Origin of the sequence: Allosphingosinicella sp., from assembly GCF_036387615.1 — a bacterium.
GTDB lineage: Bacteria > Pseudomonadota > Alphaproteobacteria > Sphingomonadales > Sphingomonadaceae > Allosphingosinicella.
The window spans coordinates 1-14,574 of the sequence record NZ_DASVTH010000001.1 but is presented as its reverse complement, the minus strand read 5'-3'; the positions used below and the strand labels follow the sequence as shown (position 1 = coordinate 14,574).

General features: G+C 67.8%; 13 protein-coding genes and 1 pseudogene. 2 read left to right on the top strand and 12 right to left on the bottom strand.

All coding sequences use genetic code 11. The annotated features are described in order from the left end of the window. Positions 1–37 precede the first annotated feature (37 nt). Together VF631_RS00070 and VF631_RS00065 are read left to right on the top strand one after the other, a co-directional pair. Positions 38–1,057, top strand: coding sequence for a J domain-containing protein (locus tag VF631_RS00070; RefSeq protein WP_431848213.1), 1,020 nt, complete (start codon positions 38–40; stop codon positions 1,055–1,057). Further along, positions 1,054–1,545: a hypothetical protein gene (locus tag VF631_RS00065; RefSeq protein WP_431848212.1), complete on the top strand. Its 492-nt coding sequence runs from the start codon at positions 1,054–1,056 to the stop codon at positions 1,543–1,545. The genes VF631_RS00070 and VF631_RS00065 overlap by 4 nt, the downstream gene beginning before the upstream one ends. Here VF631_RS00065 and VF631_RS00060 read toward each other — a convergent pair whose 3' ends face one another. The 12 genes and pseudogenes from VF631_RS00060 to VF631_RS00005 all read right to left on the bottom strand — a co-directional run. Further along, positions 1,546–2,466, bottom strand: coding sequence for an HpcH/HpaI aldolase/citrate lyase family protein (locus tag VF631_RS00060; protein ID WP_431848211.1), 921 nt, complete (start codon positions 2,464–2,466; stop codon positions 1,546–1,548). Beyond that, on the bottom strand, positions 2,463–3,575 hold the full coding sequence (locus VF631_RS00055) for a cysteine protease StiP domain-containing protein (protein WP_431848210.1): 1,113 nt from the start codon (positions 3,573–3,575) through the stop codon (positions 2,463–2,465). The genes VF631_RS00060 and VF631_RS00055 overlap by 4 nt, the downstream gene beginning before the upstream one ends. Continuing rightward, positions 3,565–4,314, bottom strand: coding sequence for a hypothetical protein (locus tag VF631_RS00050; RefSeq protein WP_431848242.1), 750 nt, complete (start codon positions 4,312–4,314; stop codon positions 3,565–3,567). Before VF631_RS00050 ends, VF631_RS00055 begins: the two co-directional genes overlap by 11 nt. Next, entirely contained in the window at positions 4,311–5,429 is a 1,119-nt protein-coding gene (locus VF631_RS00045) for a phosphoribosyltransferase domain-containing protein (RefSeq protein ID WP_431848209.1), read from the bottom strand. The genes VF631_RS00050 and VF631_RS00045 overlap by 4 nt, the downstream gene beginning before the upstream one ends. Next, positions 5,423–6,595 carry a trypsin-like peptidase domain-containing protein gene (locus VF631_RS00040; RefSeq protein ID WP_431848208.1) on the bottom strand — a complete coding sequence of 391 codons (1,173 nt, stop codon included), beginning with the start codon at positions 6,593–6,595 and terminating at the stop codon, positions 5,423–5,425. The genes VF631_RS00045 and VF631_RS00040 overlap by 7 nt, the downstream gene beginning before the upstream one ends. Before the next feature lie 36 nt (positions 6,596–6,631). Next, entirely contained in the window at positions 6,632–7,207 is a 576-nt protein-coding gene (locus tag VF631_RS00035) for a TerD family protein (protein ID WP_431848207.1), read from the bottom strand. Positions 7,208–7,242: 35 nt separating this feature from the next. Continuing rightward, complete coding sequence (locus tag VF631_RS00030) at positions 7,243–7,821, bottom strand: TerD family protein (RefSeq protein ID WP_431848206.1); 579 nt, start codon at positions 7,819–7,821, stop codon at positions 7,243–7,245. Between the two features lie 24 nt (positions 7,822–7,845). After that, entirely contained in the window at positions 7,846–8,913 is a 1,068-nt protein-coding gene (locus VF631_RS00025) for a DUF475 domain-containing protein (RefSeq protein WP_431848241.1), read from the bottom strand. Positions 8,914–8,926: 13 nt separating this feature from the next. Then, complete coding sequence (locus VF631_RS00020; protein ID WP_431848240.1) at positions 8,927–10,111, bottom strand: TerD family protein; 1,185 nt, start codon at positions 10,109–10,111, stop codon at positions 8,927–8,929. Between the two features lie 43 nt (positions 10,112–10,154). Continuing rightward, a complete protein-coding gene (locus VF631_RS00015) occupies positions 10,155–10,736 on the bottom strand; it encodes a TerD family protein (protein ID WP_431848205.1) in 582 nt (193 codons plus the stop codon). A gap of 213 nt (positions 10,737–10,949) precedes the next feature. Next, entirely contained in the window at positions 10,950–13,238 is a 2,289-nt protein-coding gene (locus tag VF631_RS00010; RefSeq protein ID WP_431848204.1) for a vWA domain-containing protein, read from the bottom strand. Between the two features lie 177 nt (positions 13,239–13,415). Beyond that, positions 13,416–14,574 (bottom strand): annotated as a pseudogene (locus tag VF631_RS00005) (glycosyl transferase family 1); the annotation flags it as partial.

Below are 14,574 nucleotides of genomic sequence, written 5' to 3'. Positions count from 1 at the left end.
TTTGTGCGCCTCGTTTGGGCATTGTCCGCACGCCTGAATGCGCAAACATAACCGCCTCTACACTTTGCTGAATGTGCTGCCCGACGCCGAACCGGTGGTGATCGAGGCTGCCTACAAGGCGTTGATGAAACGGCACCATCCGGACATCCAGCCCGGCGGAGCCGCCGTTGGCGAGCGCACCGCCACCGAGCTGAACCAGGCTTACCAGACGCTCCGCGATCCCGAACGCCGCGCGGCTTACGATGCGCAGGAGCGTGCGCGTCAGGAGCGGGACCGGGCCGAGCTTGCCCGCGCCTTCCAACCGCCCTCCCCCCGCGCCACGCCTCCCCCGCCCCACCGGCCCGAGCCGGTGCGTGCCGGCCAGCGGGCCGCCGCCTGGATCGGGGCGGCAGGCATCCTCATGCTTGGAGGCGCCATCTACCTGCTGGCGCAGGGCAGCGGGACTCCGGCGGCGCGGGTGCCGGCTTCAAGCGGCAGAGTCGCCGCCACATCGCCTGCCCTTGCCGCGCAGGCCTTTCGCGACCAGCCCGTCAACCGCAGCCAGGTCGAGAAAGCTGTCGCGGAGTTTAGGCGCATCGCCGGCGAGGCGGGAATGCCTGGCGCAGCGGCCTATAGCGATCATTGCTTCGACGTGCAGAGCCGGACCGGGGCCGTTACCGACTTCGATCATTGCGTGGCTTTCGACCACTTGGCCAGCCGCGGCGATCTCGTCGAAAGCCAGGGCGAGGCCACTCGGCCCGCGCGGTTCCAGCCCCAGGCCTTGGTCGCTCGCCACATCCAAGCCGCCGAAGCGATCGCGCGCGACCCAAGCCTGATCGAAGCGCGGCTGTTCGAAATCCGCCGTCTCACCGACAATGAAGTCGGCCGGATCGCGACCGCCGCGCCTGCTTCACGCCCGAGCGATCGTGCGGCGACACGTCCCTTGGCGAGAGCTCCGGTCCAGCGTTCCCCCACGCCGAAGCGAGCGCGCCCGCAGCCTCGCAGTTCGCAGCGCCCGAACCCGGCTCGCAGTCCGTCCGAACAGGATTTTCTTGAGCGCGAAGGCGGGATCTATTGACCGGCAACGGCCCCGGCCTCCTTCAGCGGATCGCGGCTCTGTTCAGCGGGGCCGGGTCAGCTCCGCGCGAACCTGCCGAGCGGGCTTCGGAGGCGTCCCCGACCACGCCGCTCACGGCCGAGGATGAACGGCTGCCCAACGCCTCCCGGCCGCGTGTCGCCAAGCTGCTGGCTATGATCGCCGATATCGAGGCGCGGGTTGAAGCCGATCCGCTGCTCGCCTCCGCCATGATCGAGGTGAGGCAGATGCGCGATGTTCACCTGCCACGGCTGCTTGCAAGCTATGCCGACATCCCGCCCGCGCACCGCGCCGAAATCTTCCGCGCGACCGGCCGTTCCGCGAGCTACGAGTTCAACGCAGCGGTTGATCGCATGCTGGAGCGCGCCGCCGCGCTGTCCCGCTCACTCGCCCAGCAGGACATCAACGACTTCGCGGCCAACCTGCGCTTCATCGAGCGCCGGTACGGGAGCGACGATCCAATCCCCTGATCACGCGCTCGCATTCCTGCGGCCAATCGGAAGCGGATCCGCGACGCCGAACAGTTCCGCGCGGCGGACCAGCCTACCGGCCCAGCAGCGGTGGGTGGCCGGCTCGCACATCGCGCCCTCGCGGGCGAACACGGCGGGCGTGTCGGCGGCCAGGATGACATGCGCATCCGCGAGCTCGCCCGGAGCGACGGCGAGCGCTGCGTGGATCACCGGCACCTGCGCCGGGTGGATCGCCGTCTTGGTGAGGAGGCCATGTTCGATGTCGCGGGCCACCTCGGCCCGAAGCAGGTCCGGCGCGTCGAACCGCTCCATGACCGGCGCGCTCAGCGCGAAGCCCCACGGCAGGAATGCGCCGGCGAGGCTGGCGATCACGGCCCCGAGCGGGCCGTCATAGCAGGTCCGGGCAGTGGATCGGCGGCAGCCGAGCGCTTTCAACAAGTCGTTGCCGCCGATGCGGAGCGCGAGCACTCGATCCTGCACGGCAAGCAGCTGCTCACGAAGCCGGCGCACCTCCCAAGGGTCGAACATCTCGCGCGTTTCCAGAGTCGGCATCAACCGGTGCTCCGGGCGGAGAGGAAGCGCGAGATAGGCCGGGAGCTTGTCCGCAGTCGCCTTGGGTAGGACGAAGCCGGTCAGCCGATCCGCGCCGGGCATGCGCAAGACATGGGCAAGCATGTCGGGCCCGCGCGGCCGCACGAACAGGAGCGGCTGCGCCTGCTCGCCTCGCAATGCCAGGTGGCGGAGAAAGGCGGCGAGATTACGGAGCGCCTCCGGCACATCCTCCTCCCGAACCGCATCTTCAAGGCAGAGCACGGCGGATCGCAGCCCAGGCACCCGTCCGCCGAAGATGATCCGGCCGAGATCGCTCCGCATGGCCGGCAGGTAAAGCGTCGCCCCAAGCGCCAGCGGGTCCAGACTCATGCCCGGCCTCCACCCAGCTGCCGGATGATCGCGACCGCCCGGTAAGCGCAGTCGCCGGACAAGCGCTCAACCGGGACCTCCGCGTGCCGAGCGAGGAGAAGCAGGTGCGCGAGGTCCGGATCGCCCGCGTCCCGGAGGAAGAGCCGGTTCGGAACGCGCCGGAGGAAAGCCCGCGTGGCCTCGGCGATACCGGGCTTGATCCGGTTCCGGTCGGTGGTTCCGGTCCGCTCCATCAGCTCGGCAAGCATCGCCTCACAGGCGCGGGCGAGCCGGCCGCGCCCGGTCGCATGCCGCCCGATCGGCCTTGCCGTCGCCCCGATCGCAAGCGGCGCGACGGTGTCGACGAAGCGCCGGGAGGCATCTTCGTCACGAAGATGCGGAAAGGTGACGCAGGCGTGGAAGTCGCCCGGCCCGACCGTTTCCGCGCTCTGAATCGAGCGGCTCACCAGGCCCGATACGATCCCGCCGAGCAGCCCCGAGGCGATCAGATAATCGTCCGGGCTGGCCGCGATGTCGGCCTGTCCCGCGGGATCGGCGACGACCGCCAGGATCGGCGCGAAACCGAACGGCCGGTCGGTGAGGCTGCGGCGCAGCTCGCCCGCGATCGCGCCCTTGCCGGTCCAGCCATCGACAAACACCACGTCGGCCGGGTCGTGTCGGGCCGCAATGTGCGCCAGCGCATTGCGATCGATGCCGCGGTCACGGATGATGCTGACCGAGTAATGGACGGCGGGGCACCCACCGGCGCGAAGCGTACGCAGCAGCAGCACTCCGATCGGCGTGCCTGCGCGGGCGAGCGAAGCGATCACCACTTGCCGGCCACCGGAGCGGGCGGCCAGATGAGCGGCGAGGCTGGCGATGTCGCCGGCCAGGCGGGCTCCGTTCCGGGCAAGCGCCTCCTCGAACAGGCGGAGGTAATCCGCGCCAGGCGCCTGCTCTTCGGAGATCATTTCCGAATAGTGCCGGCGTCCCGACTGGATCAGCGCCTCCTTGTCTCGGACGTCCGTTGGCGCGAGCCTGACGGGCTTCAGCAGGAAAATCACATCGTCCGGCAGATAGCTTCCCGAGAAGGGCAGCGCGCCGGTCCCGGGCCTGCGCTCAGCAAGCATCGAGCAGTCGCTCCGAAAGCTGGGAGGCGGTCGGCAGCATCGCGAAGTCGCACAGCCGCATGAAGGCGGCATCGGTGCGGCTGTCGCCGATCCCGATCACCGGCGCCTTCGGAAAACGCTCACGCAGCGACGGCAGGATGTGCCGAACCGCGCGGTGCTTGCCGAGATGCGGTGGCAGAACAGCGACATTGTTGCCGTTGCGATGCTCGGTCCAGCCGGACGGCAGTTTCGCCAAGGCGGCATCCACGACCTTGTCGAGCGCCTGCACATCCGCATCGGGATGCTTGGCGAGCAGGTAGAGCGGAACCCCGTCTTCACTCAGCACACGCACGCTGACCGGCTCGCCGCGACGGCGGCCTTCTTCGGCGATCGCCTCCGCCATCTCGCTCAAGGCCGCGGCATGCGGCGCCGCTTGCTCCGCCATATGGGCATGCCAGCCCTGGTCGATCGCGCCCGCTTGGTCGAGGATCACGCCGCCATGCGCACAGATCGCCGCGGCGTGAGGCACGTGGACCCGGCGGAGCGCGTCCAGGCTGCGCGCCGTCACGGGCACCAGGTGCGTGGTTTCGGACAGCCACCGAAGGAAGGTCAACTGACGAGGGGTCGCGAAGCTCAGCGGCGAGCCGTCGCGGGCGAAGCCGAGCGGGGTCAATTGCTCGTCGGCAAGGTCGGGCGGGCATTTGCGCCGGGTCTGGAACAGGGTATCGTCCAGATCGACGAGCGCGATCGCGCCGATCATGCCGCCCACCGCACCAGCTCCGCGCCCAGCGCCTCCACCAGGCTCGGGTCGATGCTGCCCTCCGGCGTTTCATGGCAGAGCCAGTTGGCGCGACCGTCGTCGAGGTCGGCGTTGTAAAGGAAATTCGGAACGCCGGTCTCGTAATTGTCGCGGAAGCGGAGCCCCGTGCCCATCGCGCCGCCAAGCCGCGCGGGGCTCCGGCTTGTGGCCTGGACCACGACGTCATGCCCCGCCCGCTGGAGCCGCTCGGCAAGCAGAAACGGCGGATAGGTGAACTCGCCGGTGCCGATGATCCGGACCGGGCCTCTCGCATCCGGCGTCGCGATGGGTTGCGGGGAGACCGGAGCACGAAGCCCGAGCCGTCCGGAACTGGGATGCGCCGTCAGTTCACCGAGTGCGGACGCCCGGTTCTCGAACCCGGTGCAGGGCGAGCGCTCGGCCGTCGGGGCCCAGGTCAGCCGTCCGCTCAGCAGCGCGACCGCCGAGCCCGGGCGCGGCATCCGTTCAAGCCACTCGCCATCGGACCAGTCGGTGAGCGAAGCGGCTACGATTATTTCGACACCCGGCCAGACCCCTACCAGCGCGCTGCCCGCATTGATGAGCGTGCGTCCCGTCGAGACTTCATCATCGATCAGCACCAGGCTTTGCGGAGGCGCGAAGTCTGCCACCGCCGGCCGATAGACGAGGTGGGCCGAGGCATGGCTGTGCGGTTCCTCGAACCGGCAGAGCAGCGGGTGATCGATCCGCTGACGAGTCGAGTGCAGGAAGAAGATGTCGTCGCGCCCGGTGCGGCGACGAAGCTCTTCATGCACGGTTTGCGCCAGGCAGATCGCCGTTTCGGCGAGCCCGAAGACAAGTACCGGTCCGGGCAGGTCGTCGGGGACGAGCGCCGCCAGATCGCGAGCGCAGGCCCGCATCAGATCCGGCGGGGCAGGCAAGTGGCGGCCTAGCACACGCGAGACGACGAGGAAGCCGCGCTTCGGATTGTTCCTTGCAGCGAACCCGCACAAGTCGTCGAGCTGCCACGGCCCGGCTTCGGCCTCGAGCCGGAGAATACCTGTCGGCAGCACCACCGTTCGGGCTTCGCCGGCAGCTCGTTCACTGGAGCTCAGCACGTGCAGCCGATCCGATAGATCGTCGCGCGCGCCTGCCGGACCATTTCGGCGCGGCCGATCGGGGCCGATGGGCCGGCCAGCTGCGGCTCGATCCCGAACGCGTCCAGGAAGCTGCGTACGATTGCGCCCTTGACCCCGAAATTGATGTTCTCGGCATTGCCGCCCGCGGCACGGATCCGATCGATGTTCAGCGAGGAACAGACCAGTCCGAGCAGATGGCCGGAATTATCGAAGATCGGACCGCCGCTATTGCCGCTCGCGATCGGTGCGGTGAACTGGAAAACGCTGCTGTCATTGCCGATCCCGCACAGCCCGGCGATGTTGCCGGCGCTCGCCTGCGGCCCCGATCCGAGCAGGCCCTGCAGCGGGAAGCCGAGCGCGACCACATCCTCGCCAAGGTGAAGATCGAGTCCCGCCCGGAAGCGGGCGAGCGCCGGCAACGGCTGTTCTACCCTCAGCAGCGCCAGGTCGTTTCGAGGATCGGCGAAGACGAGTTCCGCGGCCTGGCTGCGCCCGTCGCCGAGCACCGCGATCCCCTTCGCCTCCTCGACCACATGGGCGTTGCTCAGCACATGACGAGCATCCACAGCGACGCCGCTACCGGACGATTGCGAGCCCACCCGACCCCGCTCCGGGCCGACCTCGTCCCGCGTCGCCGGCGCATGCAGCAGTCGCCGCGCCCAGCCACCCTCGATGGCGAACGCCTCCGCTACGCCTGCCAGGCCCTGCACGGAACCGCCGCCATTCGCGGCCAGTCGCCAGCCGCCCCCGTGCCGGTATAGCTCGGCCAGGATCAGCGCCGTGTCCGGCCGATCGTTGAGATCGACGCGAAAGCGCACCGAGCCGCCCAGCAAGGTGAGCGCGCCATAATCCCGGAAGCTCAGCCCGCCCCCAGGCCCGCTCGCCAGGAAGGCAACAATGGCGAGCCGATCCACCTCGCCGGGCATCTGCCCCAGCCAGAGGGAAAGACGCCCGCCCTCCTCGAAGCGTGCTGCCGGCCGCATCTCCCGGTTGGCGGAGTCGATGGGCTCGAAGGCGCGGCTCGCCTTGCGCGAACGGTCGAGCGCGACCAGGGCCAGCATCAGCGGCGGGCGCAGCGGTTCCAGAAGCCCGAGCGAAAGCTCCTCGTCGACGGCGGCACGCTCGCCGGCCACAAGATCGCGCATCGCGATTGCCCGGTCAGAGCGGGGCTGACGCGGCGGTCAGATGTTGACGCCGAATGAGCGGGCGAGCGGCGCCAGCCCGCCGGCAAAGCCCTGACCGATCGCCTTGAACTTCCACTCCGCCCCGTTGCGGTAGAGCTCGCCGAAGATCATCGCGGTCTCCGTGGAGGCGTCCTCCGACAGGTCATAGCGCGCGATCTCGGTCCCGCCGTCGGCGTTGACGACGCGAATGAAGGCGTTGCTGACCATGCCGAAATTCTGACGTCTGCCGTCCGCCTCGTGGATGGTGACGGCGAAGCTCAGCTTCTGCACATCCGACGGCAGCCGATCGAGCCCGACCAGCACCACCTCGTCGTCGCCCTCGCCTTCGCCGGTCAGGTTGTCGCCCTGATGGTCGACAGCGCCGCCCGCACCCCTTGGATTGTTGTAGAAGATGAAGTCCGCGTCGGACCGCACCTTACCGCCGTCATTCAGCACGAACACGCTGGCGTCGAGATCGAACCCGCTGCCGTCGGTCACGCGCGTGTCCCAGCCGAGGCCGACCCGAATGCTCTTCAGGCCGGGCGCCGCCTTGCTGAGGCTGACATTCCCGCCCTTGGTAAGGGAAACCGCCATGTAAATTGCTCCTCCAGGATGATTGGGACAGCCGCTCAGCCGACGTTGACGCCGTAGTTGCGGGCGAGCGGACCGAGGCCGCCCTTGTAGCCCTGGCCGACGGCGCGGAACTTCCACTCGGCATTGTGCCGGTAAACCTCGCCGAAGATCATCGCGGTCTCGGTCGAGGCGTCTTCCGAAAGATCGTAGCGGGCGATCTCGCGCCCGGTCGTATCGTTGACCACGCGGATAAAGGCGTTCGAGACCATGCCGAAGCTCTGCCGCCGCGCCTCGCCGTCATGGATCGTGACCGCGACAGCGATCTTCTGCACCTGCTGCGGGACGCGCGAGAGATCGACTTTCAAGGACTCGTCGTCCCCTTCGCCCTCGCCGGTGCGGTTGTCGCCGGTATGCTCGACCGAGCCATCGCCCGAGCGCAGGTTGTTGTAGAAGATGAAGTCTTCGTCGCTGCGCACCCGGTCGCCGAGGGCCAGCAGGAAAGCGCTGGCGTCCAGGTCGAAGTCGGCTCCGTCGGTGGTGCGGGTATCCCAGCCGAGGCCAATCAGCAGTTTGCTGAGGCCGGGATCCTCCTTTGACAGGCTGACGTTGCCGCCCTTGGACAGGCTTACGGACATGAATCCCTCCCGCGTTTTCGGTGATCAGATGTTGAGCCGCTCGCCGGTGGGCGCGACCGGTTCCGGTTCGGCCGCCCCGTCGGCGCGGTTGCTGCGGACCGAAGCCCAGAAAGCGAGCCCGATCAGCACCGCGCCGATCAGGCCGGTGATGGTTTCCGGGATGTGGAAGCGGGCCGACAGGAGCATGATCGCGGCCAGCGCGATGATCGCGTAGAAGGCGCCATGCTCCAGGAACCGGTACTCGGTGAGGGTGCCGCGTTCGACCAGCATAACGGTCATCGACCGGACGAACATCGCGCCGATGCCGAGCCCCAGGGCGATGATGAACAGGTTGTTGGACAGCGCGAACGCGCCGATCACGCCGTCGAACGAGAAGGAGGCGTCCAGCACTTCGAGATAGAGAAAGCCGCCGAGCCCGGCCATGGCCGCGCCGGCTTTGCCCCTCGCCTCCAGGAGCCCGTTGAAAATCTCTACACCGATGAAGGTCAGCAGTCCGAAAATGCCAGCGACGAGGAACGTCATGGCCTCGTCGGGCTCGAGCAGACGCCCAATCCCATAGAGAGTCAGCAGCACAATGCCGATCGCCAGGCCGTTGATGCCGGACAGACCCTTACAAGGGCGCTCGATCAGGCCGATCCAATGCACCTCCTTTTCCTCGTCGAGGAAGAAGGTGAGGCCGACCATGGCGAGAAAGGCGCCGCCGAACCCGGCAATGCCGGTGTGTGCGCCGCGGATGATCTCCTCGTAGCGGGCGGGGTCGGTCGCGGCGAGCATGACGGCGTCGATCGGGCCCATCTTTGCCGCAATCGCGACGATCGCCAGCGGAAACACGATCCGCATCCCGAACACCGCGATCAGGATGCCCCAGGTCAGGAAACGCTGCCGCCAGACCGGCGTCATGCCGCGCAGGACGGTCGCGTTCACCACGGCATTGTCGAAGGACAAGGAGGTCTCGAGCACGCCCAGCACCATCACGATCCACAGGATGCCTAGCATGCCGATCACGTTGCCGGTCAGCGACCAACCGAGCCAGCCGGCAAGCGCCAGGCAGATGCCGGTGAAGATGAAGGAGCCTTTATAGTAGCGCAGCAGCACGTTCGTCCCCCTAATCCTTGCTTCCCGCGGTCCAGCGCAGGCCCCAGCCCAGAGCCTCGTCGAGCACTTGCTGGTCGCGGAAATAGTCGACGATCCGGGTCGCCTTGAGCCGCCCGCCGTCATTCTCGATCAGCACGATGCCGCACAGGCGCTGGTCGTTGCGCCCTTCCGTCATGCGCACTTCGATCGGCGGCTGGTCGGGCATGGTGACCAGCACCACCCCGTCCGTCTGCTGCCAGTTCGGAACGCCGGAGTAGATGTTGGCGAAGATCGCGATCCGGCGAAGCTCGCTCCAGCGCGCGCCGTTGATCCGCAGCGTTTCGCCTGCCGCGACGTCGCCGGTCCGGTCGTCGCCCGACAGCGCGATGAAGGGCGGCTGCTCGAATGATCCGAACACGTTGCCGAGCGCCTGCACGACACCCTTGCGGCTGTCGGCGAGCTCGAACAGGCAGCCCAGATCGAGGTCGATTGCGGTGCCGCCGCCGAAGAAGCCGCCGCGCTTGCCGCGCGACCAGTTCAGGTTGACGACGATCTCGCCGAAGCTCGCCCCCTTCTTCTCCAGGCTGACCGTCTGGCCGCGCTTCTCCAGCGTCACCTTGGTTAGACGGACGGGCGCGGCGGCCGGCGGAGGGGCGGCAGGCTTCGGCGCTGGAGCGGCGGCAGGCTGGTCGGCCACGTCGATGCCGAACGAGCGCGCCAACGGGCCGAGCCCGCCGTTGAAGCCCTGCCCCACAGCCCGAAACTTCCACTGACCGTTGCGGCGGTAGAGCTCGCCGAACGTCATCGCCGCTTCGCGTGCATCCGCAAGCGCCGGGCGGAAGCGGAGCGAGGCCGGTCGTCCGATCGGACCGACGAGGATCTCCGCTCCGTCGAGCAGGGCGAGGGTCTGGCCCGTCGCCTGCGCCGCGTCCAGGGTGACGCAGAAGACGATCCGCTCGATTTCGCCGGGCACCAGCCCCAGATCGACCTCGAAGCTGCCCCGCCCATCGCCGTTGCCGGGATTGAAACGGATCGCCCCGCCGGCACCTTCCGGCTGATTGTAGAAGATCATGTCGTGGTCGCCGCGAACTTCGCCGGCGGCGGTCAGCAGGTAGCTCGACGGGTCGGCGGCTGCACCACGACCGCCCGCCGCCGCCAGATCAAGGGCGATGACGAGGCGGCTCTCCGGAACGGGGGCATTGCCGCCTTGCTGCATCTCGGTCACGTCGGGTTCCTGTTCACGCGTCAGCCGGCCAGCGTCAGAGCGCCGCGGTGATGGCGTCCATCATGTCGTGGAAAGTCTGGCCGCGGGTCCGGACGCCCAGCGCCTTCATCTCCCAGGCGCCGCCGGCTCGGTTCATCTGCGCCATCACCTGCCCGGTATGCGGACCGGCGCCGGTCAGATCGTAGCGCGCCAGTTCGGCGCTGGTGGTCGCATCGACCAATCGGCAATAGGCGTTCTCGATGCGGTCGAACGTGTCGCCCCGAAAGCTGTTCACCGTGAACACCAGAGCCGTCACGGAGGCAGGCAGGCGCGTCAGGTCGACCGTGATCATCTCGTCGTCGCCGTCGCCGGCGCCGGTCAGATTGTCGCCCGAATGGACGATGCTGCCGTCGCTGCTCTTGAGCTGGCGAAACCAGACCTGGTCAGTGAGCCTGCGCGCGCCGTCGAACAGCAGGCAGGAGGCGTCGAGATCGATGTCACCGCCACCCCCGCCGAACAGGCCGAACAGGCCCTTGGATTTGCGAACGTCCCAGCCGAGCCCCATGGTGACCCGGGTCAGCGCGCCGCCGCCGCGTTTTTCCAGTGGGACGGTTTGCCCCTTGACGAGACTGACCACTTCTGCTCCCCCATGCCCTTGCCAGGCTTGGAGAAAACTAGCCGGGCACCGTGGACCGGTCTCGCTGGATAAGGTCCGTTATGGAGGCAATTAGCTCCGCATCGTCAGGCTATCCCCGGCCGGCCAGCCGGTAGGCTGCGGACGCCCTGCCCGTCCTTGCCACCGGAAATTGGACTATGTGACCATGGGCCTGGCTGCGGCCGGCGCTTCCCCTCAGGCCTGAAGCGGCGGTGCGCCGAAATGGCGCTGGCGCAGGAAACTCTGGTGCCCGTCCATCCGCTGAACGTCGCGACTGGTCTGCTGATCGAGCAACTCGGCCAGGCGCGTGGACAGGATCTCCAGCGCGGCGCGGAGATTGCGTTCCAGCTCCGCCTCGCGTCCGTCGGCGGCGCGAGCGCGGGCAGCCGCATACTCGCGCAGATACCCCGGCGCATGACGCTCCGCGATCGCGTCGATCTCCGCGGTGACGTCGGCGTCGCATCCTTGAAGCATGCGGGCGCGGGTCAGCAGCTTAGTAAAGTGGGCGATCGTGGTCCTGGTGTCGGCATCGCTGCTCAGCGCGGCCGCCCGGTCGGCTTCGGCGACCGCCGGGCAAGATGATGGACCATCGTTGAAGTTTGCCGTTCCAACCGACGCAGCCCGTATCGAGCTCCGCAAGATGAACGCGAAGGCCGCCCCGAGAATGAGGACGAGAAAGGCCAGTATCGCTCCGGACGCGCCTTCGCTTTCGGCCTGATCGGACTGGCTATGCGGAGCGGCGAGGGGAGGATCGATGCCGGCCCCGGGCGACGCGGGCAGGCCGCGAACCAGGTCGAGGAACTCGCGGCGGAGCGGATCGCGCTGCGGGCCGGCCAGGCCCAGGATTTCGGACCGGCCGAACCCGACGATAGCGGGATCGCCCCTGAGATGCTGGCCGAACGCGGCCACTGCGGCAGCAAAGGCGGTGTCACCGGCCGGTTCGCGCGCTCGCGTCATCAGCTCGCCCGAAACCGCCTGCTCGAGCAGGAGCGAACGCCCGCCCGACGGATCCTTGTAACGAACCTTGACGAACAGCGCCTCTGGGACCGCGTTCGTCTGGCCGCCCGCGGCCCGGTTGGCGGCGTAGCGCCGATGCGAGGCGACATTCCCCGTCGTCGGCGTAATCTCGTAAAGCGCCGTGACCTGGTGACCCGCCCCGACATCACCCGCATCGATGCGATCGTCGCCGAAATCGCGTTCGGCGAGCTGGCGGTTCTCATAGCCGATCTGGCGATAGGATTGAATTGCGTCCGGATTGAACTCGACCTGAGCCTTCACGTCCTTCGCGACGACCTGAAGCGTCCCGGACAGCTCGCGCCCGAGCACCTTGCGGATTTCGGCGTCGCCATCGATGAACGAAGCATTCCCATCGCCGGCATCCGCGAGCGTCTCCATCAGCCGGTCGTTATACTCGCCCACCCCCAAGGTGGAGAGCGTGACGCCACGATCACGCTCTCGCTCGACCAGCATCTTCAGCGCGGCGGGATCGCTGACGCCCACATTGAAGTCGCCATCGGTCGCGAGCACGACCCGGTTTATGCCGCCCGAGACGAAGGCGAGCCGCGCCTGTTGGTAGGCGAGCGCAATGCCTTCTCCACCGGCGGTGGCGCCGCCGGATCGAAGCCTGGCGACCGCACGCTTGATGCGCGCGCGGTCGCTGGTGGGTGGCAACGCGACGGCCGAGCCGTCGGCGTAGGTGACGATCGCAACACGATCTTGGGGCCGCACCTGCTCGGCGAGCGCGGAAAGCGCCCGCTTTACCAGCTCGAGCCTGTCCGGAGGCGACATAGACCCGGACACGTCGACTAGAAACACGAGGTTGGCGGCCGGTCGCGCGGATGGCGGCACGTCGCGGGCTGCCAGCGCCACGCGCAAAAGCAGCGTCCGGTCGTTCCAGGGCGTGCGGACGACGTCGGTGGTGATCGCCACCGGCGCGCCCTGCTGAGGAAGCGCCAGATCATAGCGAAAATAGTTCAGCATCTCCTCGACGCGAACGGCCTCCGGCGGGACGGCTTCTCCGGCGCGGACGATGCGGCGAATGTTGGCGTAGGACGCCGTGTCCACGTCCACCGAGAAGGTCGAGACCGGCGCACGGGTCACCGCCGTCTCGCGGTTGGTTTGCAGCTCTTGAAAGCGACTATTCTCGGGATAAACTGCGGAGACCGGTGGAGCAGGCTTCATGCTCAGTAGCGGAGGGGGCGCGACCAGGCCCGGAAGCGGGGCCGGCATCGGCTCCGGCGCGACTTCGGGCTGCTCAGCGGAAACAATCTCCCCGGCCGTCAACCGTGGCGTTTCCGCAGGAACGCTTTCGTGGACAGGCTGGAAAGCCTTCGCGCCGAACGACTCGCTGACATCGAATGTCTTGAGATCTTCCCGCGTCGTGAAGGAATGGCTGGACATCAATCCGGCAAGGAGCGTCGCCACTACAGAGACTGCGAGAATTCCGGACAGCAGCTTCGACGCGTTTGCCTTCAGCAAAGTCATATCCGCCTCCATCGATGTCGAGGAAGTCTGCCTGAACGGCAAAGAACGTCAAGGGAAATGTTATCTCATTTCATGTTGATCTGTTCCACAGTGGTCAAGGCTAGAAGGCCCGGCCGAACGCCCAATCAGGCAGACCCTTGCTCTGGAGCGTAGCCTGGCACGACGCCCAGACGGCGCTCAGCGGCCGGCGGCGCGCCGGACTTCAGGGCTGCGCTCGCGCTCGAGCAGTTCCTGCTGGCGCGCGAGCTCGGCCGCCAGGGGCTGATAGGCGTCGCGTTGGCCGTGCGCGCGCGGGACGCTGAACAGGCCGAACTGCCTGTGGCGCTCGTCGTCCCAGCCGGGAAAGCTGGCGATTGGGTAGATGCAGACGCCCTGCACCGGAACGCCCTGCCGGATCGCTTCGCGCACCTCGTCACAGACATAATGGAACCAGGCGGGGCGGGCGGAGCCTTCGGCGCCGGTTTCCGAAATGAGCAGCGGACGCCCGTAGCGCTGGTACGTCTCGACCAGCATGTCGGCAAGCGGGCGGTAGTCGTGGCGGCCGAGCGGGATCGTCGAGCCGTCCAGATACCATTGATTGTCCGAGTAGAAATTGATCCCGACTGCATCCAGCCAGTCAGGCGAGCCGCCGAGTTCGGGCGCCGTGCGGCCGCTCAGCATGTCATAGGCGTGATATTGGCTGAGCCTTTTGGCCTCGGCGGCGTCGGCCTCGACGGTAGTTTTGGGACGGACGTTGATCAGCGGCTCCGCCCAGATGAAGCGGCAATCGGGATCGACCTCCCGCATCGCGCGCATGCCGGCGATCGCGGTGCCGACCAGGTGGCGCCCCAGCCAGCCCGCCTGCTCGCCGGCGCCGATGGCGGGGAACACGCCGTTGTTCGCCGCCCAGGTGAGGAAGGAGATTTCGTTCAAGGGGCAGACGATCGCGGCCGTGCCGGTCACCTCCCGGTGGAGCCGCACCGCCGCCGCCGCGAAGCGGGCATAGGAACGGGTGAACTCCGCACTGCCCTGGTCGAGATGGTCGGGCGAGCCGTAGTGGAAGAGGTCCCACATCACCTGCACCCCGCTCTCGGCCGCCGCTTCCAGCATGGGCAACCAGCTCGACCAGTCGTAGCGGCCCGGCTCGCGCTCGATCAGGTGCCAGCGCAGGCCGTCGCGGATGGTGAGCAGGCCATGCCGCGCGCAGCTCCGATAATCCTCCCGGACCAGCCGGTCGTGCCCGGTGCTGGCGATCAGATCGAGACGGACGCCGTCGCCCAGGCGGCGGTGCGACGAACATTCGAAGCCCGCCATGATGAAGGATTTGAAGGAGATATCAGCCATTGCCTGCCAATCC

Excerpts from the sequence above, each read along its gene's own strand:
- VF631_RS00070 (WP_431848213.1), top strand. The coding sequence starts at position 38 with ATGCGCAAACATAACCGCCTCTACACTTTGCTGAATGTGCTGCCCGAC.
- VF631_RS00060 (WP_431848211.1), bottom strand. The coding sequence starts at position 2,466 with ATGAGTCTGGACCCGCTGGCGCTTGGGGCGACGCTTTACCTGCCGGCC.
- VF631_RS00055 (WP_431848210.1), bottom strand. The coding sequence starts at position 3,575 with ATGCTTGCTGAGCGCAGGCCCGGGACCGGCGCGCTGCCCTTCTCGGGA.
- VF631_RS00050 (WP_431848242.1), bottom strand. The coding sequence starts at position 4,314 with ATGATCGGCGCGATCGCGCTCGTCGATCTGGACGATACCCTGTTCCAG.
- VF631_RS00040 (WP_431848208.1), bottom strand. The coding sequence starts at position 6,595 with ATGCGCGATCTTGTGGCCGGCGAGCGTGCCGCCGTCGACGAGGAGCTT.
- VF631_RS00035 (WP_431848207.1), bottom strand. The coding sequence starts at position 7,207 with ATGGCGGTTTCCCTTACCAAGGGCGGGAATGTCAGCCTCAGCAAGGCG.
- VF631_RS00030 (WP_431848206.1), bottom strand. The coding sequence starts at position 7,821 with ATGTCCGTAAGCCTGTCCAAGGGCGGCAACGTCAGCCTGTCAAAGGAG.
- VF631_RS00020 (WP_431848240.1), bottom strand. The coding sequence starts at position 10,111 with ATGCAGCAAGGCGGCAATGCCCCCGTTCCGGAGAGCCGCCTCGTCATC.
- VF631_RS00010 (WP_431848204.1), bottom strand. The coding sequence starts at position 13,238 with ATGACTTTGCTGAAGGCAAACGCGTCGAAGCTGCTGTCCGGAATTCTC.